This window comes from Pseudarthrobacter adonitolis (assembly GCF_055412845.1).
Window position 1 is genome coordinate 1 of the sequence record NZ_JBVAYW010000012.1, and the last position, 22,144, is coordinate 22,144.

Here is a 22,144-nt window from a genome sequence, read left to right on the forward strand (position 1 = left end):
GAGATGGTCCAGGACCATCCGCACGGCACGCTCACGCTGATCCTGGGGGTATCGCTTGGGCATAATCGCAATCCTTCACAAAAAAGGAAGCGGCATCAAACCCGGCACGGTTCACTCGGGAAGCTTGGTCTTAGCCCCGGTAATTCGGAGTGGATCAGGCGATCCTCGCCGGACGCGCTCTTTTCAACCGCGGTACACGACCATCATTTCCCAGATGAGGTAAAAGGCCGCCATGGCCATCAGCACTGCACCCAACAGGGTTGCCCACTGCGCACTCGCCTCTCCGACCGGATTAGTGATGAATACGTATATGGCGAGGCAGAGCATTGGCAACAGGAACAGCAGTCCGGGCAGGTTCTGCCAACTGCAGGACGTATTCCAACGAGGCTCCCCCACATGATCACCCGCGCATGTTTTTCCGGACCCTGCCATCGCGCCCAGATTCCTTGGCCAGACGATCTACAGCCAGGGCCGCGGGGCAATTAAATAATTCCGTCTTGATGGAATTATTTTTTCAGGCGATCCCGTATGGCTTCGTCAATGAAATCGATGATTGTGATGCCAGTCTCTTGAATGTAGGCATCCAGTTCATCCCGAAGTTCAATTTCAATCTTGGATGAGAATGGCTCCATCCTTCTCTTGCTTCTGGGACGACCCGGCCCCGGCCCTCGCATCCCAGCTGCTTGTGACATTGAAAGCTGCGGTGCAAGTCCTCTCTCCGCCTCCGCTTGGAGGGCCGGCTCCGTCCGGGACGTAAGGACATCAACAACGTCTGCCGTTGGCGCCTTACGGATGGAAGACTTTCGCTCCACAGCCATCTACTTCTTCCCGTCCAGGAACCGAGCGTGAGCCACGAATTTCTCCGTCATAACGCTCGCTCCCCTGCTGTTCATTTTTGTCAGCGGCGCTCGACTGCTGATGGAATCCTGCATCGCCGTTCTAAGTGGAAGGTGCGGAGCCCGGACATCCGTGCCGTATTCCGCCTCGAGTTCACCAATCTGGAACATGTGTTCGCCAGTCAGCGGTGAGCTGGTCTTGTTAATAATGATCCCGAGGAATTCCAGCTCTGGATTCAGGTGCGGCAAGGACTGTACTTTCTTGACCGTCTCCAAGAATTCCGTCACTCCCTTCACGGAGAAGGCTGCTGGCTCAGTGACAACGACAACTCGGTCAGCCCAGATCAGCCCATTCAGAGTCAGCCGCCCGAGCGCTGGTGGCAGATCGATCAGAACGTGGTCATAAACATCCAGCTCCTCAGCACCCCAAGCTGCCGTCTTTAGTCGCAACTCTGGCGTCATGATTGCTTCTGTTTCAAGCCGAGCGAGCGACTCAGAACTCGGAATGAGATCTATGCCAGACCATGAGGTGGGTGTAATCGCCTGACCAAGCGTGCCCGCCTCGCCACCGTAAAGGACGTCGAAAATGTCAAACTCCCCGGCTCCTTCTAGTGCATCCGTGGCGTTTGCTTGGGGATCCAAGTCGATGACCAGGACTTTCTTTCCGATAAGCCTCAGGCCCGTCGCGAGTCCAAGGGTGACGGACGTCTTGCCGACGCCGCCCTTCCGGTTGCCTACAGCAGTTACTTTCATCCGATTCCTCTCAATTACATCAATCATGATTGATGGACAGACATACGTCAATCTGTCCATCAATCTGTCATGACGTATTTATTTAGCGAAAGTCTGTGCCGGCAATGACCTCGCCCGGCTACGCTCCATGCGACGATCCATCCACCGCCAATCAATCAATCTATCCATCCATCCCTCTATCTGTCCATCCATCTGTCATGACGTATTTATTTATTATTCCCTCTGCCGGCCCCTGAGGATAGGGCTCAGCAGCCAACCAGGGCGCCGAAAAGCTTCAATGCTGCTGCTGGGGGAGGAAAAGGGGAGATTCGCCACGTTTGGGAAGACCTGCCCGTACCAGGATGAGCGCGTCCCGTCGGGAACGGCGGACTTGACTGGCACCGAAGAAGCACCGTGGAGAGCCTCAAGATCGGCTCTGCGGCGCATCTGCAGAAGGGGGACCACGAGACGGTCGAAGAGCGGGCCAGTTTCTCGCGATGAACTGACGCCCACAGCACCAGCACCGCTATAGTCTGGGCATTCCACCGTCTATAAATAAATCTGTCATGACGTATTTATTAGATCAGCGCCGACGATATGAACTATTAGGCTACCGCCAGCGATTGCAACACCCAACATCACGGTCTGGTCCGCATGCACTCCTACCTGCCCCTGGGGAACGCCATGTCTGCGAGGGCCCACTCATCCGGCGGGCCCTCATATATTTCCCACGGATAGTCTTCACCGGGGGAGAGGAGCTCTGCGACAGTATTGACGTTCTTGGACAGCCACTCCTTCCACAGGATCCGCTCGATCCGGTAGCGCTGCAGTTGCGCCGCGACGGCTTCCAGCACTCCGAAGTGCTCGGCGAGATCCTTCAACGACGTAGTAGCAACCACCGACCAGGCCTGTGTAATGTCCCGAGCGATCATTTTCCACGCGGCCATCACCTCAAGCGCTTCACTGACAGCTGTCCGGGAGAGCCTGGTCAACTTCACGAGCTCGGCCGTGGAAAGTCCGGGGGAGTTCTCCAGCGCCTCGTAGACGAAGGCCGCAGGCAGTCCAAGCTCCCGGAATACCGGCCTCAAGGCATGAATCTTTCCCTTCCGCCAGGTTAGGTCTTCGGCCGCCGTCTTTATCTCCTCCGGCACGGAAAGCATGTAGAGATCCCCTTTAGTGCCGCGGCCCTGTTCGACCAGGGTCACCAAGGTGTCGCTCTCGCTGCGCAACGCCCTCAAATGGGATCCGACAGTCGTGTGGTCGAGACCCGTGGCAACCGCAATGGACCGGGCACCGAATTCAACGAATCGGGAGCCTGTCATGTGTGCAGCCTCCCCAAGTGACCTCAACACCATTCTTCGCGCCAGCCCTGTCCTCGAATCAGTGTAGGCGTGCTCTCTAAGTCTGAGTGCATTTCTCCAAGTCCTGATAAACCGATGCTCAGCATCGGGATTCGTAGAAATCGAAGTCCGTTGTATCCCAAGGGGCTGTGTATTTGGCTGGCTTGTGGGGGATTTACGGTCATTGTTCTTCCCGTCCCTGGATCCTGTGTCTTTCAAGTAGCTGACCGCATTCAGCCAGTCCCGGCGCAGGGCAGGAACCCTGTGCCGGGAGGCATAACGGGCATAAAAGGAGGCAAGCCCTGGCCAGGTCCCCTGTAGCATCCGACGTTCCACATCGGTCACTTTCATCCCGGCGGCCGCAGCCCCTGTGATGATTGCCTGGCGAGCCTCCGAGTCAGACGCGTACCGGTTCGAGTCGTACAATCCGGTTTGAGCCATCAGCTGCATAACCCTAGACATCCGGCCAGCCGGATGCTGGAGTTCGGGTGTCTCGCCGGCCTCCGACGTGAACGTTTGCTCGAGGCGGAACGCCCGGACGGCGCCGATCTCGCCTGCTAGTTCAGCGTTCATCGCAGTCCACACGGATGTTGAGTTGGGACGGCGGGCTACGTCGTAGGCCATGTTCAGACTCATTGCGAGTTCTTGGTGGCCGCCTCGCTTGTGCTGGGAACCCGGCGTGCGCATGCAGCCGTGGAGGAGGTTCTGGTGCGGGGTCTTGTCCAGGGTCCGGTACCGGGTGCTCAGAGCCTCGACAAGATCACGCGCTTCGGAGAATGTAACTCGCTGCGCCAGCGGGATGTAGATGTGGCGGCCACCGTTGGGGGAGTAGTCCTCAATCCAACGGGCCCCGCAGTTGTGCAGCCAGGCCTGGACCGCGCGGACGTCGGCCTGCACCCAGTCGACGCCGGCGACGGAGGAGTCGAAGTCGAGGAAGATCGCGGCGCAGGTGCCGTCTTTTCCGAAGATCCGTACCGCGGCCGGGAACGTGGGGAGCGCCACAGTCAGGTCCCGTTCGTGCTTCTGTGGGTACGTATTTCCGCCGTCCTTGGAGAGACGTATGCGGGGCTGACCTGCGAGAAGAGGCGTCAGGGCGGCCCAGGCCTGAGCGGCGCTGGCCAAGTAGGGCTGCTGGCGAGACACGCCAGCTTCGTCTGGTGCTGGCAGCCCAAGAGCGTGTTGTTGTACGATGATTCTGTTCCTGTCGAGGGAATGGCTAAGGGCCGATCCTGCAAGATCGGTTTTGCAACACAAATGAAGGCCTGTGAAGGTCTTCCATACGATTTACGATCTGATCGCCGGCAAGCTTCCCGGATCGTGAATCTTCAGCTTCGAAGGCCCGCCTAGTGCGGGCCTTCTTCTGTTTATGAGGCTATGCGGATAGGAAGTTCCTCCTGGTGCGCGAAATGATCCAGCATTGCCAAGTCTTCGCGTAGCGACCGGTCGACGGCAGAGGAAACGTAGTCAGTAACGGTCATACCTTTGGCGGTGGCGATCATCTGAACGTCCTCCGCGGTCTTAGCCGGCGTTCGGAAGCCAATGTATTTGCGGAGCCCCTTGCTGGGTCGTCCGCCTCCACGATTGATTACTGCGCTCATTGTCATGTCCTTTGAATCTCGCACAAACCGATAGGTCGTGACTGCTTCATCGCTGGCCCTACTCGATGTCGACGCTACGAGTTTCTGTTTACAGCTATCGACTCAGTCGAAAGTAGCACTTCCTTGAGGGGTGTCCGGGGATTTGTTTACAGAAAACGGGCCCGCGTGTCGCGCCCCACCGTACTTATGCCCCGCCGACCGGCCCTGCACTTTAAGTGCCCGGCGACGCGGCAGCCTGACCTGCTGACCATTGCCTCGGCGTGTCGAGGTCACGCCCTGCGTAAGGCCTCGAGTCATCGGGGATTCCTTGCCCTCCTGTGACAAGCACGTGTATTCGGAAGCTTGGTAGGGTGGCTCCTTGCCAAGGCGGTTCTGGCACTGATGTCATAGTACACATTATTACTGAAATTTTTTCAGTGGAATACCGGAGTCGTAGGGACATGGAACAGGCCACACTGACCTCGGACGTCATCGAGACTTTGAACCTTCCGGAGTACCCGGATCTGGGCGACCTGGTGACTGCGGTTGAAGAAAAGTACGGCAAACGTCTGGTCTTCGAGGAAGGCACAGTGGACAGCCTTGGGGAAGGTGTCACCGGCCAGTGGATCGATACTCCCAGCCATGGCATCGTCCGTTACCTGCGGGGTGCCAAGGCTTGGAGTGTTCACGTCGTGTTGCATGAGCTGAGCCACATCCTCTTGGGCCATAAGGGGAAGCCTCTCGACGGGCTTATCGCGGGGTCTTTCTTCTCCGGTATTGGGAAGCGGAACGGTGTCAGCTGGATGTGCCGTGCAGTGGACGTTCCTTTGGACGAGGCGGAAGCTGCCGCCGAACATTTGGCCTTTGGTCTGGCCCGGGTCCTGCATGCCACGCCCGTGAAGGAGGCCACGAAGGCCGAAAGAGCGTTTGGCCTATGATCGCCGCTGCGTTCTGGATCCTGGCAACAGTATTTGCTTTTCGCCTATATTTTGTCGCTCGCTGGGGGTCCTCAACGGCCTTTGTTGGTGCGATCGGAATCGGTGTCCTCGGCCTCTTTTTTACAGGTGTCGTCGTACCCGAAGAAACCATTGATGGTGCCCTTGGCGGCATCAACTTTCTGCACCTCGTTCGGAATTTGTGTGTCACAAGCGCCGTCTGGTTGGTAAGGGAGGGAATCTTCGCTGCCTACTCTCCGGATGAAAGCTACCGCTCACGCTTCAGCCACCGACCCTTTGCAGCTGGCATTGGGGCAATTGCGATCACCATTCCGTTCCTTTGCCAGCGCTTCATTCCGACTTCGTCCAAGTTCGTGCCGGAGAATGTCCAGCAGCTGCCGGTCTTCGTCTACGCCAGCGTCTACATGGGCATTTTGGCGTTGTTGGCCGTTTCTGTTCTTCGAATTTGCCTCCGGCCTCAGGAAAGCCTGCCCGTCCGCGTGAGTTCCCGGGTTGTTGCAGCCGGCATGGCTCTGGTCGCACTCGCGTCGGTAGAAGAGATCGCCTACATGACCGCCATGCACACCGATGTGGGCGGCCCGTCTCTCCACCACGTTCTGTACGTCCTGTTCAATCCGCTGTTCTACGGCGGAGTTCTGCTGACTTCTCTCGGGCTGGGCATCCCGCCGGTGGTTAAGGTTTGGCGCCGCCTGCAGCTTTGGGACCGGGCCGCCTTGGTCTTTCTTACGGCCACGCTGGGCAGCGCATATTGGGGACTCTCCCGTGCGGCTTGGCTGGCGGCCATTGTGACCAGCTTCTATGCGAAGCACCCCTCCGTCCGCCTGTACGAGTTCGTTATTCGCTCCAGCGATCACAAGGTCGCTCTCTCGGGGCGATCCACACCCATGCTTGCCGGCCGTGTCCTAGACGCAGTCCAAGCCCGATTTGATGGCGGCGTCGGTTCTCTGGAATCTGTGCTGCCGGTAAAGGCACCTCAGTGACAGCAGAAACCGCGACCCTAACCACCGCGGAGAGATCCTCCACAGCCATTGGGCGTGTGGCCCGGTCCGCAACCGAGATTGCGCAGCCGCCCCTGGTGTTGTCCCTCCTGCTGATTTTGGCTTCTCTGCTGAGTGACCAGTGGATGGTCTCTATCTGGTCGGGCATTATCGCTGCCCTTTTCATCTGCCTGGTGCCATTTGCAGTCGTACTGTTGCTTGCCAAGAGGGGCCAGTTGACGGACCACCATGTTGGAGACAAGAAACAACGCCGCCCGGTCATGCTCTGGACCTTGGGCTCGTCGCTGCTTGGCTGCGCAATCCTCTCGCTCATGGGCGCGCCCCAGCCAGTCTGGGGGCTAATTGGCGGGATTCTCTGCGGGATTGTGGCGCTCATTCTGGTCAGTCCGATCTGGAAGATATCGGGCCATGCAATGACGTTGGGCGGCGCGACCGTGTCAGCTGTACTGATGTTCGGCTGGCTGGGGCTTCCGTTCGTTGTGGCGGCCCCGCTTGTCTGCTGGTCCAGGGTTTATCTCCGAGACCACTCAGCTCCTCAGGTCATTGCCGGGTTCATAACCGGCGTAGTCGCATTCGGAGCCTCATATACTCTCATTGTCGGCTGATCTTTCACGTGGCATCCCACGAAGCCGCCAAGGTCTGACAAGTGGCCTCAACGATGACGGAATTAAAAAGGAGGGCTGTGACTTCGCTACCACTGGCAGAGCGCTGCCCCCGGGATGTGGCCGCCCTCGCTGGCCGGGAGCAGGATCACGCGTGAATTCGACCGACAACCCCATAGATCCTCGCAGCGATAAAGAGGTTCTCGCATCGAAAATCCAGCTTCTTCTGGACATCGTTCATGCCAAGGACGCCGACAGTTTCACGTACGAAGATGTTAGACAGGGACTGGCGGAGCAGGGGCTCACGCTCACAAGAACGCGCTGGCACCGGCTGCTGGCCGGCTCTCCTGATAACCGCTGGGATCCGGAGCTCCTGAAGGCACTGGCGTACTTTTTTGACGTTGACGAGAACTACCTGCTTCAGCGCAGCGGTCCCATCCCGGAGCGGGTGGAGGCCGAACTCAGACTGATAGAGGCTTACCGCATTGCAGAGGTAGAGCACTTCGCCGCGCGGGTTCTGGGAGAAGTGAACGTGGACGCTCTTCGTGCGGTTACCGAAGCTCTCCGAAACCTTCCGCCCAGGCCCGAGAAAAAAAGCCCGCCCAACTGAAAAATTTTCACTACTGAATTTTTTTCAGTAGACTTTGGAGCATGACATGCTCCAGGCTCCCACTACGGCCTGACCATGCACATTGAGTGGCATCAAAGGTGTAGCCCCTACGACAGGCTTGGGGGGTAGTAGGGGCTACACCCCCGCAGCGTGCGCACCTCAGACGTGCACTCAAGCCGCCGCCCCCGAATGCTTAACTCCCGGCGCTCCCGGCTTCGATCCAAGCAATCTCGGCGTGGGCTTCATTCTCGGGCGCTGCGACATTCGACGCCTATTCTCCCGACAGATAGCTCATGTAGGCGAGGCCGCACTCCCGCAACCTGCCCAGGTCTATGGAGTAGTGAATGCGCTGCCCGTTGCGGACACCGACTTCGCCCGCAGCGGAGACCAACCCTTCGGCCTCAAGTGTCTTGATATGTGCGTAGACCTGCCGGTAGTCCACGCCGATGCGCTTTGCGATGTTTCCGGTCGTGTCGCCGCCAAGATGCTGGGCCAGGTCTCGGATAACAGCTGCCCGCAGGGTGTTGGCGTTGAAAACACTCAAAGCCTTTGCGGCCTCTTTCGGCTGTCCGGGGAGTGGCTTGTAGATGCGGGGCATTCGTCAATTCTCACCCACCGCCGCGCCCTCAAGAAGTATCAACATACTTTTGGTGATGGTAGCATCACTTTAAAAATGATGCTTGTGATTGCAGGTGTCCGCCAGAACAGCCGAGAGGGGGAGCGACAGTGAAGGCAAAAGGACTTCTGATCGGCACTGCGGTGATTGCGTCGACGCTCTTCCTGGGTTTGATCCCGTCGATCGTTCTGCCCTTCGGACCGACACCTTCTGCGGCCGACTGCGGCCCGGCCGTTTCCGTCGTCATGAACGACAACACCAAGGTTGAGGGCTACACCCAAGAGCAGCCGAAGAACGCCGTAGCCATCATGGGCGCCGGCAAGGCACTGGACTTGTCGGTAAACGGCCAGATCAGCGTCATGGTGGCCTTGGGGGAGTCGGGGTTGCGTGTGCAGCGCGACAACGGCGCGTGGGGCTTTTACGCAGGCCGCATGGACCACGCCATCAGCGCAACGAACTTCATCAAGGCCCTGCAGGGCTACCAGAGGTACTGGCCCGAGGCCGTCAAACTCGTTCAGGCACTTTCGAACTCGATGGATGACAACGAGTTTATTGAGGGCCGCGCTGCCTGTGTCACTGGGCGCTACGAGCTTGCCCGACGGACGGGCTCGGATGACTCCATGGATGACGTTTTACAGGACCTCACTGCTGCGGGGCTGTTGACTTATCTTCCGGTCGTTCAGGTCTTTGGGGACGCCCGCCACGGATTGGTGCTGCGTGGCCGCCGTCCTGGCGTGGTTTTGACCGTGGAGGCCGCCGACCCGTTGTGGCTTAAGGATTCCTGGTTCCGTCAATCGCTTAGGTCTTGGTCCTGATGGCTGTCGGGTCCGCCGCTGCTGCGGCGGCAATGGGCGTTGCTGGCAAGGCGTTCCGTACGGTCATCGTTCCGATGGCCGCGGCCAGTGCCCTTGCGCTGGGTTTCGTGGTCGTGGTCGTGGACGATGGCGGAACGCCGGCGCAGGCCGCCTCGGCGTGCGTGGCTCCAGGGACGGCGGCGGCGTCATCTGCTGCGCCTGTTGTGGGCAGTCCTGTGGCTGGGTTCGACCCGGAGCAGATGAGAAATGCCGCGGCGATCATGAAAGCGGCCTCGGATCTGGGTCTTCCGGTCGCGGCTCAGTTGATCGGTGTTCAGGCTTCCATTGGTGAGTCCACGCTGCGTGCCATTAATTTCGGTGACGGTGCCGGCCCGGATTCCCGCGGTTTGTTCCAGCAGCGCGATAACGGCGCGTGGGGTTCCTACGAGGACCGCATGGATCCTCACATCAGTGCCACGAACTTCTTCAAAGCCTTGCAGCGCCTGGAGGGCTGGGAGTCGCTGGAGCCGACCATTGCGATCCACCGGGTACAGCGGAACTCGGATCCGAACCACTACACCCAGTTCCGTTCCCAGGCTACGGAACTCGTCAAAGCCCTCGGTGGCGAAGCAGCTGCTCTGGTGGATCCTTCGGGCGTGTGCCCCGCTGCCGGTAATGAGGTCGTTGGGGACCTTGCCGGAAAGTGGGTCAGGCCGATGGGTGACGCGATCAATACCAGCGGCTACGGGCCGCGCGCAGCTCCTGCGGGTACGGCCGGGGGAGTGCTCGCCAACTTCCACTACGGGATCGACTTCGCCACCCCAGGCCACCCCGGAACCATCGTCGCCATCACGGACATGAAAATCGTGAAAGTCCGGAACCTCGATGGCCTCTTCGGCACGGGCGTGACGGGCCAGACCACGGACGGCAAACTCACGATCGGCATGTACCACATGGAGGCTGGCTCGGTCCGGGTCAAGGAAGGCGACACCGTTGCCGCCGGAACACCGCTGGGCACAGAAGGCGCGACCGGCAATGTCACCGGCCGGCACCTGCACATGGAATTTTTTGCCGGGGCGCTCCCGAATCCGATGATCCCGATCAACGCCACCATCGATCCGACACCGATCCTCAAAGAGAAAGGCATCCTCTGATGCGTAGACTCGCACTCGCTCCGGCCTTGCTGGCTACAACGCTCCTGCTGGCGGCTTGCGCCGGCGGACCAGCATCCAGCACTGCCAGCACGGCCCCCGCAGCCTCAGGAACAGCCGCTGCAGACGGGGGAGAGGCTGAGGCGGAGCACTCGGCCGACGACGGCCACGATCACTCCACCGAGCACTATCAAGGCCCCAATGTCACGTGGGATGCCAACGCTGAGGTCAAGGTCAAAGAGACGGCCGCCAAAGCCATGAAGCTCTTCGGCCGTCCCGACGTCCCGGAGACGAAGTGGTTTTCCGATCTGGAGCCGCTGCTGGCTGCCGAGTACGCCGTAGATGCCAAGTACATCGACCCGGCCCGGGTGCCGATCACCACGGTCACGGATGGTCCCTCGATCAGCCGTGAGGCAGAGAACCCGATGACCGTCACGGCATCCTTCGATACCAACGCCGGCCCCTGGTACATGATGTTGCACCGCGTAGGCCAGGACGATCCCTGGCTAGTCACCTCCATCAGCCCAAAGACCGCCCAGTGAACGGGCACAACAGCGTGAGCTTCGATGAATTCGGCACAGCTCCGCTGTTCACGGGTCCGCTTGCTGTATCCGGAGCGTCGGTCGGCGCACCGGCTCCGTCCACTGTCGGGCCAGAGCCATTGTTGTTCCTGAACGCGATGGACCTCTGGCCCCCACATGTTTCCCGAAGTGAGCACACCACGAGTGAAAGGAAGAACTCATGAGCACGAACTGGTCAGGTGCGGAGCGGAAGTCCCGCGCCCCTATCAGCCTTCTCGATCCCACGGAACCGGTGTCTGAGGACACCACACAGGAGGCTCCTGAGCCTGTGATCAGCGCAGTACCTGACACGGAGGGGACTGTGCCCGTTCAGCCGTCCAGGGAGCCGGGGCACTCCCCACGTGATGCCTCACCGGCGGCGCAGACTGTTCCTCTGGTCAGTGGCCGCCGCAGCGCGTCAGTGCTGCAGAAGGACAACATGAACGATGAACTGCCGCCGGCTACCGGCTGGCAGGCGTTCCTGCGGGTGATCACGTTCGGCCTGGTCAAGCCCAAGGTCGGCGCAGCTGAACTGGCGCGCCGGACTGATTTGTCTGCGATCCAGCGCGTGTATTCGCGTCCGATGCGGATCATGGTCGCCCAGCCCCTGGGCGGGGTCGGCAAAACCATGTGCAGTGTCGGTATTGGCTCCACGTTCGGCATCCACTCGGGCCAGCACGCCATTGTCTGGGACAACAACGAAATGATGGGCACCCTCGGTGTCCGGACCAACGCGAACGGCTCAACCCGCACGGTGTGGGACCTGCTGAACGTGTTGGCGAAGTTCGAAACCATTGAGGCCCGGAAGGGTGACTTCACCTACTACACCCGTCACCAGGGCAAGAACCAGTTCTCCGTCCTGGCCTCGGACGAGGACCCGGACCGGATGAAGTCCATCGGCGCGGACGAGTTCAACCGGATCCACACCGTGGTCAGCCGGTTCTACGACACGATCGTCCTGGACACGGGTAACAACACCCGCTCCGAGAACTGGCTGGCCTCCATCGAGGTTACGGACCAGCTCGTGATCCCCACCAGGCTTCAACGCAACGCTGTTGTCTCGGCGCTGCGGATGATCGAACAGCTCGAATCCATGAGTGAGCGAACCGGGAATCCGCACTACAAGTCCCTGGTCGATAACGCCGTGGTCATCGTTACCCAGGGCGGCGGAGCGAAAGTCTCCGCGGCTGATCAGGCGGACCTGCGCGAACAGCTCGGCTCAGCCGTACGCACGATCATCGACATTCCCTATGACGCTGCCCTGGACAACGGCTCGATCATCGACTGGCAGCTGGTCGGGGATCCCGCCCGCCGCGCCTTCGAACGTGCCACGGCCGAAATCGCCGCCGGCCTGCTCGAGGTCGACAACCTCTCCACCACCACCCACAGCAACACCAACCGATAGGACCACTGATCATGCTCAGCAACATCCTGACCAAAATCACCATTGCCGCCGCGCCGGACAACCCCCTGGACGGCGTCACTCCCAGCATCGACGTGTTCGGTGTCCAGTTCAAAGGCGCCATTCAGCTCGTTATGGGCGGCCTGTGGGCGTTGGCACTGCTCGGCGTCACGGCAGCGTTCATCTGGAACCTCGCAAAGTGGGGCATCGCACGCAAGGACGGCCGCGTGGACGATATCTCCGACGGGGCAACAGGTGCCAAGCGCAGCGGTATCGCCTTCGGCTGCGTCGCCGGCGCCAGCGTCCTCATCGGCGCATTCCTCGCCGTCGCGGGCGCAGCAGGAGCCTAATCGGAGGGCTGGAGGCCCCATTATTTGGCCTCCAACTCGCACGGAACTTCCGACACTGAATGGAATGCGACTCATGAAAAAGAACTGGAAAGCGCTGGTGGCCATCGCCGCGGTGGTGATCATCGTGGCGGTTGCCGTGGTGCTCATCAACCTCCGACCGAGTGACCAGGCTGCACAGCCCGAACCGGGTACCGATAACGGCATGGTTGCCGGCAAGTTCGGTTTCCCCGTCTCCAAAATCAACATCGGAGAGGGCGGCACCAAAACCGCCAGCGACGGCAGGACCCCCATCGGTTACACCGGTACCTGCGAATCCGCAGCCCAGGCAGCCGCCAACTACACACCAACATTGGTTGACGTGCATCTGGAAACCTGGGGGACCCAGAAGGCCACCCTGAATTCTCTTGCCGTCCCCGGCCCGTGGCTGGAGACGGTCCTTCTTCCCGGCACGATCATCTCCGATGCCAAAGCCCAAGGTACGGCGCTAAAAACTTTCGGGGGCGGGTGGATGGATCAGGCTGACGTCAAGGCCGGCGGCCTTTACCGGACCGTGTCCTGTGAGCCAAAGAAGACTGCCCTAGTGCAGGTGTTCTTTGGTGCCCTCGGAACCAGCGACACCTTGCCAGAAGCGTATTTCGGTACCCGAACCATAGAGCTGACCTGGAAGGGCGACTGGAAAATCTCCAACGTCGTGACAGGTGTCAATGACGCAGACCTGGTGTCCCGGTTGAAAGACAAAGGCCCCTCAGGAGGTGTCGGGGGTACTACCACTGGCAAGATACCGCCACTTGATGAGCCCTTGGTGGCCCGGTACTTCGAGGATCTGAGCAAGGAGGGGTGGGTCGAGTATGCGAACGCTACGCGCTAGCACCCGTCTGCGTCTTATGGCCGCGTTCCTGGCCTTGTTCCTTGGCCTCGGTGTTGGCACCGCGGGAGCTGCCCAGGCAGCGGACGAAGTGAACGCATTCGAGAAGCTGAATGCGGATCAGCTCAAACGCCTGGCCGGATTACCGCCCGCCGAACGGGACGGCATCCGCGACCGGTTCAACCAGGAGATGGCCAAGAACCTCTGCAAGCCGAATCCGATGAGCTTAACGATGGTTGGGCAGGATTGCGAAGGCATGTCCGCACGGGCCTTCAACAGCTTTCTGACCACCCCGGAACAGTCCCTCGATTACAAACCCGAGGTAAGCAAAAGCCAGTTTTGTGCTGCCCTGGCCAACGAAGGTGCCCGTCCGGTAACCACTGGTTTTTGCATAGCTGAGGCAGCGTGGGAGAAGTTTCAGCCGCTTGCTGGCGTTGCCCTTCGGACGGCCGTTGGTATGCAGCCTGGTGGGCAGTTTGTTTTGGGTGCGGTGGATACGGTGGCGTTCATTGCCAATGCCAAGGACGGGTTTGAGAAGTTCGCGAATTCGACCAAAGAGGCCGGCGTCACAGCCACCAATGAGGTTTTGATGAACCTCTTGAAGGTGTCCTCGTTTGAGGTTGATGATGCGTTCCGGGACATGTGGGGGATCTTCTCCGGGATCGGGATCGTGATCCTGGCGTTGATGTATTTCAAGCTGTTCAAGGATCTCTCGGACGAGAAGATTGACTTCGATACGGTGCGGCAGTCGTTGTTCTGGTTCGGCCCGCTGTCGATCCTGTTGGCGATCTTTGGCCCGGCGTTGGCGTATATGGGCAATAACGCGCTGATGGGCCTCACCGGGGCCATCAGTCCGTGGACGTCGAATCAGATCATGGACTTCGCCACCACGATTTCCCGGTTCGCCTCTTACGAGTCCACCGGCGTGTTCGGCCCGTTGGCCGCTGTCCTGTTGTTCGGCCTGCTGTTCATCGGGGCGTGGGCGCTGCTGGGGCTGTTCGCCCTCCAGCCGCTCGCCCTGTATCTGCTGGGTGTGGGTTTGGCTTTGATGATCGGTTTCATGATCCACCCGCAGTACCGTGCACGCGTGGCTAAAACCGGGTCATTGTGGCTCGGTATTGCACTGTCCAAGCCGCTGATCCTCCTGCTGATGGGGGCTTTGTTCAGCTTCATCAGTAACCGACCCGCGTTCCAGGGCGAGGGAACGGATGACGCAATGATCAACGCATCGTCGGTATTCATTGCAGCCGCGGCCATGGTGGTCCTGGCCTTCTCACCGGCCCTGCTGTTCAAGTTCGTACCGATCCTACCCTCCTCGGCCACAAGCCTGGGAGCTAACCGCCCGTCGATCGCCGGCGCAGCGATGGTCGCCGGTGCGGGCGCTGCCATCAGCTCAATGATCCGCAAACGCCGGACCGCGCAGAGCCAGTCCGGCTCCGGCGGGAGCAGCCGCCCCGGCGGGTCCTCACACCCCGGCAGCGCGGGCAATGACGGCCCTGGCGGCGGTACGGCCGCTGTTGGTGCCGGTGTCGGCGCCGGTGGCCAGCGCGGTGCCGGTGCAGCTGCACGGCAGAGCTCTGCCGGCCAGGAATCCGGGGGACAGGGCACAGGCAGCGAAGCCGCACCGGACACCCGCACCCTCGGCGAGATGCAGCGTGATGACCGGGCGGGCACTGCCTCGGGCAAGGCGGCTCAGTCCTTGCGCGGTGGTGCTGCAGCTGTCGGCCGAGGCACCGCGTCGGTGACGCGGGGATCCGCGAAGGTCGCCGCCGGCGGGGCGACAGCGTTCCTGCTCGCTGGCCGGGAGAGCGCACGGCAGGCCGCGATGCGCGGCCGCCAGGGCGTCAACTCAATGGCTCCCGATACCGACCACATCAGTGGCCGGTAAGTAACAGAAGAAGCAGGGGAGTAGGCAGTCATGGGAAGAATGGTCGTTGTCGGCGGTGAGGTCTCACGCCGTGGCCTGTTCGGTGGGAACCGGACCGGGCCCGAATGGATTGGCCTGGGTATTTCGGTGGGTCTTGGCGTCCTCGCCATTGTCGCCTCGGCGGCACTGATCTGGGTGGGTCTTCTGATCGCGGCCGTGGTGGTCGGCGCCGGGGTAGTCCTGACGACACCAAGCAAATTGACTGGGCACCGCTCCCTGGGTGCGCTGTATGTGGAGGCCAGGCATCAGCGCAGCCGGAAGAAGAACAAGAGCGCAACGTTCGTTCCGGTGAAGTTCCGGGATCAGACACGGATGGTTAAGGCTGGCAAGGCCGACCGTGCCCGGGCGGACGAGAAGGGCATGATCGAGATCCCGGTCCGGCACAAGAACAATGTCCCGCTCATGGTCGGGGACGTGCGGGCCTTCACCGTCGTTACCCCGGGCGGGCCGATGACGGTGTTCCGGCATCAGGGCGCTATCAAAGTCCCGTACTACACCGTCACCGTGGAGGTCATGGGCTCCTCTTCCGGTATCCGGGAGGAGAACCGGGAGGATTCCGCGTACGTGGCCAGGGGCCAGTTCCTGGCACGTCTGGCCCGCCGGCAGTCCCTGGTCTCGCACGTGCAGTCGCTGTCCCGTGCGGTGCCGATGGACTCCACGGATCACCTGATCTGGATCCGGGACCGCCAGGCCCCGGGAGTGAAGCAGATTCTGCTTGCCTCCTACGGGGACCTGGTGCAAACACTCCAGTCTCGTTCTGAACAGCACCGGACCTACGAGACGTTCCGGATTCCCAAGTCCGCCACCCTGTCACTGAAAGCAGACAAGCTCGGAGATGGTGACAACGGCCTCGGGCTGGCGATCTATCAGGAGATTCGTTCGGCCCTGTCCCAGGCGCAGATGATGGGTTCCATTCAGGACTACCGGACCCTGGGACCGGGACAGATGGCCGGGTTGCTGCGTCATTTGCAGGACCCGGATTACGACATTGACGACCACGAGGGCGCTGACCTGGCTGACTGCTGGCAGCACCTGGACGGGGAAAGCTCTGAGTCCTCAGTGGTGGTCAATGGGCACTGGCATACCCGCACCGGGTACGTGCCGGCCTCGGCGTTCAGCGCCGAAGCCGTCCCGGTCTCGGCGCTCCAGGCGTTGGTCAGCGGCATCCAGCCGGCGGTCGTTCATTCGGTGTCCATGGTCATGGAGCTCGAGGATGCCCGCAAGGCACGCGGGAAGGCCCGCACGGACGCTGCCATGGATATTGCCAAGGACAACGACGTCCGCAAATCCGGGAAGCTCTCTGACGGTTCCGAAGAGGTGTTGATGGGCGCCTCCTGGCAGCGGCTCCGGGACCTGAAACCGGGCTCCGGTCACCACGGCGCGTCCTATGCGCTGTATATCTCGTACTCCGTGGAGTCTGAGGATGAGCTGCTGGCCACCGCTGACCTGATCGAGGCGGCCGCAGCGGACGCCGGGATTGAATTCATTGACTGGATGGATCACCGCAACGATCTGGCCCTGATCACCACCATGCCTTTCACGAGAGGAATCCGATGAACACGCAGAAACTCATCAAAGGCCTGCGGATGCCCTGGGCCCTGACCGGCAAATCCCGCCGCGCCAAGCGTTCCCAGGCCCGCAGTGCACGGGTCTCCGCGCACAACGCGGCAGTGGTGGCCACCGAAGGTGCCCTGGAGGCCAGACGCCGGTCCGGGTCCACCAAGAAGAAGGCTGAGGGCAGGAAAGATAATCTCCGGCAAAGGGCAGAGGCCCAGGCCGCTGCCTCCATCCAGTGGAGTCATGAGCACAAAAACGTCCAGGCGTCGCGGCTGGGTTTCTACGACCCTGCCGCACCTGGTGTGCTGTCCTCGACGCGGCAGATGGAATTTTCACACATGGCGATCGCCTCCCCTCCCACCTCGCACCGGGGATTGGCGTTCGGGATCGACGCCGGCTCCGGGTGGATGATCGTCCATGACCCGTTCACGTCCTACGGCAACGAGCTCGAATCCCCGAACGTCTGCTTCATCGGTGACCTCGGCCAGGGCAAGTCCTCGGGCATCAAAACCTGGGCAGTGCTGCGTCAGCTGATCCTGGGCCGCCGCGTCGTGGTGATCGATAAGAAGTACCAGCTGGACCAGAACGGCGGCGAATACACCTCCCTGGCCCAACGGCTGGACATTACTCCGGTGAAGTTCATGGTCGGCGGCGGCGGGGCCAGGATCAACATCCTGGACCCCCGGATCGCCGCCCGCCTCCACGAAGACAACCACGACGACACCGCACTCTCCACCCCTGCAGGACAGTCCATGCTCGTCCGCGCCGTCGTGGAAGAGGCCCTTGGCCGGCCGCTGCTGCCCAAGGAAGGCAAAGCCGTCCGGATGGCCCACAAGCAGGCACTGCGGGCCGCTGCCGCTGCCGGGGAAATTGCGCACGTCCGGCACGTCCTCACGGCGCTGTACTCACCGGACAAGGACACCGCCGAGGCCTCAAACCTGACGGTGGAGGAACTGCGGCAGTGGGGCCAGGACCCCGCGTTTGAACTCGAACGCATGATTGAGGATGACCTGGCCGGGTTGATCGACGGTCCCACGAGCGAGGAAATCACCCTCAACGCAGGCCTCACCGTCTTTGATGTGTCCCTGCTCCCGGAAGACGGGCCGGCGCTGGCCATTGTCATGACGATCATCAACACCTGGCTGGCGAACACCCTCTACCGGCAGACCGAACCGGTCCCCACCGTCCTGGTCATCGAGGAAGCCTGGCACACCGTGCAGGGCTCGGTCGCCAAGGTCACCCGGCGGAACACCAAGCTTTCCCGCGCCCTGTCGCTCTCGTGCATGTTCGCGTTCCACCACATTTCCGACATTCCCGAAGACAGTCCGGCCATCGCCATGCTCAAGGAATGCGGCACGGTCCTGCTGTACAAGCAGCAGAAATCCGATGACGCCTGGGCATGTGAGCGGATGTTCAACCTCCCGGCAGGATCCGCGGCCGATATCTCGTCCCTGACCAAGGGAACCTGCATGATGCGGATCGGCAGCAAGGACCCCTTCATCGCCATCCACGTCCGCAGCGCCCTCGAAATTGAACTGACCGACACGGACAAGGCCATGAAATCCACCGCCACAATGAACGATGTGGAAGCCAGCGCACAGGAGGAAGCAGCATGAGCACCGGCAAGGGTATGTCCACAGATTCGGTGATGAAGATCGGCCTGGCCGTCATCATCGTTGTCCTGGTCGTCCTGGGATGGGTGTCCGCGTTCTTTGGCGAGATGATCACGCCTACCGGGATGCCCTGGACGGACGTTGAAGCGCTCTGGGCGAAGGTCAAGGCCGGCGGGTTCGCCTGGCCCGGCGCCTCCACCTGGATTCTGGTCGTCCTGGCAGTCCTGTCTATCGTTGGTGCGGCCTTCCTCAGCGCGAAATTCGGTTCCAAACGGTCCCGTGATGACGGGCTGCCCGGCTACAAGGACCTGGAGAAGCGGATGGGTAAGAAAGCTGCGCTGGCTAAGGCCAAACAGTCGCTGGAACTCCCCGCGGATGCCACTGAGGAGGAAATGATCGTCGCGCTGTGCAAGCTCGACGGGCAGACTCTCTATGTCCAGCATGAGGATTCGATGTGGGTATTCGCCCCGCAGCGCTCCGGCAAGACCCTGTTCCTGGCCGTTGGCATCGTCCTGGACGCACCAGGTGCCGTCATCGCCACGTCCACCAAGAATGACCTGCTGATGCTCACCGCCGTAGCGCGGCAGCGTAAGGGCGAGGTTTCCGTGTTTGACCTCCAGGACATTTCCGGCTGGGACAACATAGTCCGGTGGAACGTCATCGACGGATGCGAGGACCCGGACGAAGCGCTGGCCCGGGGGAAGGCCTGGGCCGGGGCCCAGCCCATGGGGGATGTGAAAAACGGGGACTTCTTCAACTCTAAGGCAGCCGCCGTGCTCGGCCGGTTCCTGCACGCAGCAGCGTTAGGCGGGAAGAGTGTCGAGGACGTGGTGAGGTGGACCGACGACTTCACGAACTCTGAGCCGCTGGACATCCTCACTCAGCACAAGGCCCCTGCAGCGTTCACCTCGCGGTTGCGGGCGCTGACAGAATCCCGTGCAGGGGAAACTGTGGACTCCATTCAGGAGACCCTTGCAGGCCTGCTCGAACCGCTGTCCTCGCCCAAGGCGATGCACATCCTGAGCCCGCCAAAAGGCGAAGGGTTCGACATGGAGAAGTTTCTGGCCAAACCGAGCACGATGTACCTGCTCACGGACGGTGAGCGCTCCCCAGTCGCCCCGTTGGTGGCTATGTTCGCTGACTTCATGTTCCGCAAGGCCCAGCGCATTTCCCAGGGCATGCCGGGCGGCCGGCTGTGGCCGGTCCTGACGATGGTCCTGGATGAGGCACCCAACGTCGCGGCCATCCCGGACATGGCCGGCGCCCTCTCGGACTCCGGTGGCCGCGGGATCCGCATCATCGGATTCAGCCAGTCCTTCGCCCAGAACCGGCAGCGGTGGGGTGCCGAGGCCGCCACTGCCATCCGTGGAACGTCCTCGATCCGGCTGTTCCTGCCGGGTCTGGAAGAACTCGATGAACTCGACAAGATTGCCCGCGCAGCGGGAACCACTCGCAAGGAACGCATCTCCACGTCCCAGGGCCGGAACGGGTCCTCCCGCACGATCAGCGAAGAAGAGCGGCCTGTGATCCGCGGCAGCGAAATCCAGCAGCTTCCGGTGGGGGAGGCCTTCATGCACTACAGCAACGTTGCGCCTGCCAGGGTGACGCTCACCCCGTGGTGGGACCGCCCTGATTCCGCGCAGATCAAGGAAGACAAAGCGGCAGCCCAGATGCTCAAAGTCCAGGCTGCCGCCCTCCGCCGGACGGAAGGATCATCCGTATGAGCGAAATGGAACCGGTTACCCCGCCGGAAGAACCTAAGCCTGCGGGGGAACACACCGTACCGGAGCGTTTGGGCAACGTCGAGGATGTTCTCCTGGACCACGACCAAACGATTACCGGGCTCAGGGAAGACATGGAATCGTTGGGATCCGCAGTTGTGGACCTTCTGGAAGCCCCTCCCAAGAAGAAACCCGCCCCGTGGAACTGGCGAGAGCTCGACGGCGAAAAGTCCGTGAAGCTCATGGAGGCCCTGGACGAATGGGTGGCCTGGATCAACGAACGCTACGGCGTTACCGAGAATTCGCGGATCTATGCCTGCTGGTACCGTCACAGCGCGGTCGTTGAAGAACTCACCGCCGGCTGGGTCGCGTGGAAAGCTGCCTACTACGGCCACAAGGACCCCGGGAACGATGCTGCTTCATGGCACGACAGTACGTTCTGGCCCATGATCAAACGGATACGCTCCGAATCCTGGGGCCTGAACAACTGCCACACCGAACATACCGATCCCCGGCCGTCATTCAGGGACTCCACGGATTCCCGGTTTGCTGAGTTCCTGGCCGAACTGGGAGCCAAAGCCGGGCCCGTTCCGCCGGAATCCGACGAGACCTTATCCTGAGACCCGCCACCGGCAGGCATGAAGAAGGGCACGGAAGACCGGCTCCGGCGCCGCACCGGGGGCCCCAGAAAACCCAAGAACGGCCGCTGCCGTGCCAGGCATCCTCGATGGATAGGATCAAACCCATGACTGACGCCCGCGACCTCGCTCTCCCCACCGGCTACATTGATCTCCTCGGCGAGCTCAAGAACCGGGTCCGGGCCGCACGCACGAAGGCGCTGCGGACCGTCAACACCCAGCTCATTGAGCTGTACTGGTACATCGGCCGGACAGTGCTGGAACGCCAGGACGTCGAGGGGTGGGGGAGTGGGGTCATGGGCCGGCTGGCTGATGATCTGCGGGCTGAGTTCCCGGACATGAAGGGCCTCTCCCGCCGCAACCTCTTCTACATGCGCGGATTTGCGGCGGCCTGGCCGGAACCAATTGTGCAACAGCCTGTTGCACAATTGCCATGGGGCCACATCACCGTCCTGCTGGACAAAACGGAAACCCCAGAGCAGCGTGCCTGGTACGCCTCCGCAGCAGTGGAGTATGGATGGTCCCGAAACGTGCTGCTGAACATGATGATGAACAGGTCGATGGAACGGACCGGGGCGGCGCCCTCGAACTTTATGCAACAGCTTGTTGCACCAGATTCGGAACTAGCCCAGCAGCTGGCCAAGGACCCGTATAACTTCGAATTCCTCGGTCTCTCCGGCGAAGTGGCCGAACGCGATCTTGAAAATGCCCTGACTAGCAGGATCACCGAAACCCTGCGAGAACTGGGTCCTGGATTCGCTTTCGTTGGTCGTCAGGTTCATTTCGACGTCGACGGGGACGACTTCTACGTTGACATGCTATTTTTCAACATTGACCAGTCCAGGTACGTCGTCATCGAACTGAAGACTGGCAAGTTCCAGCCCGAATACGCCGGCAAATTAAACTTCTACGTCGCCCTCGTCGACGACATGCTCCGGCGCGACCACCACAACGAAACCATCGGCATCCTCATCTGCGGCACCAAAAACGACCGCAGCGTCCGCTACAGCCTCGGGCGCTCCACATCACCTATGGCCGTCGCCGCCTACACGTTCGACAAACTTCCCCCGGCCGAACAGAAAGCACTACCCAACGAGGGACACATCGTCGCCGCGCTCGAATGGGCCGAACCGGACTCCGAGTTGATACAAACTGACTAGAAGGGCCTCGCCGATCGACATTTGCTGCAAGCCGCTTAGATCATGTTTACAGGGGACATTGCAGCTATCCGGTCCCTCACAGGAATTTCTAAGGTTCAGGTATGCATAATGAACCGAAGCTCCGGTCAACCGCTATTTG

The 22,144-nt window shown here is 61.1% G+C and carries 21 protein-coding genes; 16 read left to right on the top strand and 5 right to left on the bottom strand.

The features are described from left to right. Window positions 1–183: 183 nt before the first annotated feature. The 4 genes from ACZYZ4_RS12750 to ACZYZ4_RS12765 form a co-directional block, all read right to left on the bottom strand. The gene (locus ACZYZ4_RS12750; RefSeq protein ID WP_463861382.1) at window positions 184–432 is read right to left on the bottom strand and encodes a hypothetical protein; all 249 of its coding nucleotides are present in this window, start codon (window positions 430–432) and stop codon (window positions 184–186) included. A 386-nt stretch (window positions 433–818) separates the two neighbouring features. Next, on the bottom strand, window positions 819–1,589 hold the full coding sequence (locus ACZYZ4_RS12755; RefSeq protein WP_463861384.1) for a ParA family protein: 771 nt from the start codon (window positions 1,587–1,589) through the stop codon (window positions 819–821). A 641-nt stretch (window positions 1,590–2,230) separates the two neighbouring features. After that, on the bottom strand, window positions 2,231–4,030 hold the full coding sequence (locus tag ACZYZ4_RS12760) for a MarR family transcriptional regulator (RefSeq protein WP_463861386.1): 1,800 nt from the start codon (window positions 4,028–4,030) through the stop codon (window positions 2,231–2,233). Between the two features lie 242 nt (window positions 4,031–4,272). Next, the gene (locus ACZYZ4_RS12765) at window positions 4,273–4,506 is read right to left on the bottom strand and encodes a hypothetical protein (protein ID WP_463861388.1); all 234 of its coding nucleotides are present in this window, start codon (window positions 4,504–4,506) and stop codon (window positions 4,273–4,275) included. A 440-nt stretch (window positions 4,507–4,946) separates the two neighbouring features. Here ACZYZ4_RS12765 and ACZYZ4_RS12770 point away from each other — a divergent pair, with 440 nt between their 5' ends. From ACZYZ4_RS12770 to ACZYZ4_RS12785, 4 genes are all read left to right on the top strand, one after another. Continuing rightward, window positions 4,947–5,423: a hypothetical protein gene (locus ACZYZ4_RS12770; protein ID WP_463861390.1), complete on the top strand. Its 477-nt coding sequence runs from the start codon at window positions 4,947–4,949 to the stop codon at window positions 5,421–5,423. Then, window positions 5,420–6,421: a hypothetical protein gene (locus tag ACZYZ4_RS12775; protein ID WP_463861392.1), complete on the top strand. Its 1,002-nt coding sequence runs from the start codon at window positions 5,420–5,422 to the stop codon at window positions 6,419–6,421. Before ACZYZ4_RS12770 ends, ACZYZ4_RS12775 begins: the two co-directional genes overlap by 4 nt. Beyond that, window positions 6,418–7,044 carry a phosphatase PAP2 family protein gene (locus ACZYZ4_RS12780; protein WP_463861394.1) on the top strand — a complete coding sequence of 209 codons (627 nt, stop codon included), beginning with the start codon at window positions 6,418–6,420 and terminating at the stop codon, window positions 7,042–7,044. Before ACZYZ4_RS12775 ends, ACZYZ4_RS12780 begins: the two co-directional genes overlap by 4 nt. A 151-nt stretch (window positions 7,045–7,195) precedes the next feature. After that, entirely contained in the window at window positions 7,196–7,651 is a 456-nt protein-coding gene (locus ACZYZ4_RS12785) for a hypothetical protein (RefSeq protein ID WP_463861396.1), read from the top strand. Window positions 7,652–7,922: 271 nt separating this feature from the next. Here the strand turns inward: ACZYZ4_RS12785 and ACZYZ4_RS12790 are convergent, their stop codons facing one another. Next, entirely contained in the window at window positions 7,923–8,249 is a 327-nt protein-coding gene (locus tag ACZYZ4_RS12790; RefSeq protein WP_463861398.1) for an ArsR/SmtB family transcription factor, read from the bottom strand. A gap of 128 nt (window positions 8,250–8,377) precedes the next feature. Here ACZYZ4_RS12790 and ACZYZ4_RS12795 point away from each other — a divergent pair, with 128 nt between their 5' ends. From ACZYZ4_RS12795 to ACZYZ4_RS12850, 12 genes are all read left to right on the top strand, one after another. After that, complete coding sequence (locus ACZYZ4_RS12795) at window positions 8,378–9,082, top strand: hypothetical protein (RefSeq protein WP_463861400.1); 705 nt, start codon at window positions 8,378–8,380, stop codon at window positions 9,080–9,082. After that, window positions 9,082–10,215 carry a M23 family metallopeptidase gene (locus ACZYZ4_RS12800; protein ID WP_463861402.1) on the top strand — a complete coding sequence of 378 codons (1,134 nt, stop codon included), beginning with the start codon at window positions 9,082–9,084 and terminating at the stop codon, window positions 10,213–10,215. Before ACZYZ4_RS12795 ends, ACZYZ4_RS12800 begins: the two co-directional genes overlap by 1 nt. After that, a complete protein-coding gene (locus ACZYZ4_RS12805) occupies window positions 10,215–10,754 on the top strand; it encodes a hypothetical protein (protein ID WP_463861404.1) in 540 nt (179 codons plus the stop codon). Before ACZYZ4_RS12800 ends, ACZYZ4_RS12805 begins: the two co-directional genes overlap by 1 nt. Before the next feature lie 199 nt (window positions 10,755–10,953). Next, window positions 10,954–12,177, top strand: coding sequence for a MinD/ParA family ATP-binding protein (locus tag ACZYZ4_RS12810; RefSeq protein ID WP_463861406.1), 1,224 nt, complete (start codon window positions 10,954–10,956; stop codon window positions 12,175–12,177). A gap of 11 nt (window positions 12,178–12,188) precedes the next feature. Then, window positions 12,189–12,524, top strand: a complete 336-nt coding sequence (locus ACZYZ4_RS12815; RefSeq protein ID WP_463861408.1) for a hypothetical protein — start codon at window positions 12,189–12,191, stop codon at window positions 12,522–12,524. 73 nt (window positions 12,525–12,597) lie between these two features. After that, window positions 12,598–13,392, top strand: a complete 795-nt coding sequence (locus ACZYZ4_RS12820) for a hypothetical protein (protein WP_463861410.1) — start codon at window positions 12,598–12,600, stop codon at window positions 13,390–13,392. Continuing rightward, a complete protein-coding gene (locus tag ACZYZ4_RS12825; protein WP_463861412.1) occupies window positions 13,373–15,277 on the top strand; it encodes a hypothetical protein in 1,905 nt (634 codons plus the stop codon). Before ACZYZ4_RS12820 ends, ACZYZ4_RS12825 begins: the two co-directional genes overlap by 20 nt. A 30-nt stretch (window positions 15,278–15,307) precedes the next feature. Continuing rightward, on the top strand, window positions 15,308–16,873 hold the full coding sequence (locus ACZYZ4_RS12830) for a hypothetical protein (RefSeq protein WP_463861414.1): 1,566 nt from the start codon (window positions 15,308–15,310) through the stop codon (window positions 16,871–16,873). Further along, window positions 16,870–18,489 carry a putative type IV secretion/conjugal transfer ATPase gene (locus ACZYZ4_RS12835; RefSeq protein WP_463861416.1) on the top strand — a complete coding sequence of 540 codons (1,620 nt, stop codon included), beginning with the start codon at window positions 16,870–16,872 and terminating at the stop codon, window positions 18,487–18,489. Before ACZYZ4_RS12830 ends, ACZYZ4_RS12835 begins: the two co-directional genes overlap by 4 nt. Further along, window positions 18,486–20,210: a type IV secretory system conjugative DNA transfer family protein gene (locus ACZYZ4_RS12840; protein ID WP_463861418.1), complete on the top strand. Its 1,725-nt coding sequence runs from the start codon at window positions 18,486–18,488 to the stop codon at window positions 20,208–20,210. The genes ACZYZ4_RS12835 and ACZYZ4_RS12840 overlap by 4 nt, the downstream gene beginning before the upstream one ends. Continuing rightward, window positions 20,207–20,827, top strand: a complete 621-nt coding sequence (locus ACZYZ4_RS12845) for a DUF4913 domain-containing protein (RefSeq protein WP_463861419.1) — start codon at window positions 20,207–20,209, stop codon at window positions 20,825–20,827. Before ACZYZ4_RS12840 ends, ACZYZ4_RS12845 begins: the two co-directional genes overlap by 4 nt. Window positions 20,828–20,952: 125 nt before the next feature. Then, window positions 20,953–22,005: a PDDEXK nuclease domain-containing protein gene (locus tag ACZYZ4_RS12850; RefSeq protein ID WP_463861421.1), complete on the top strand. Its 1,053-nt coding sequence runs from the start codon at window positions 20,953–20,955 to the stop codon at window positions 22,003–22,005. Window positions 22,006–22,144: the final 139 nt, after the last annotated feature.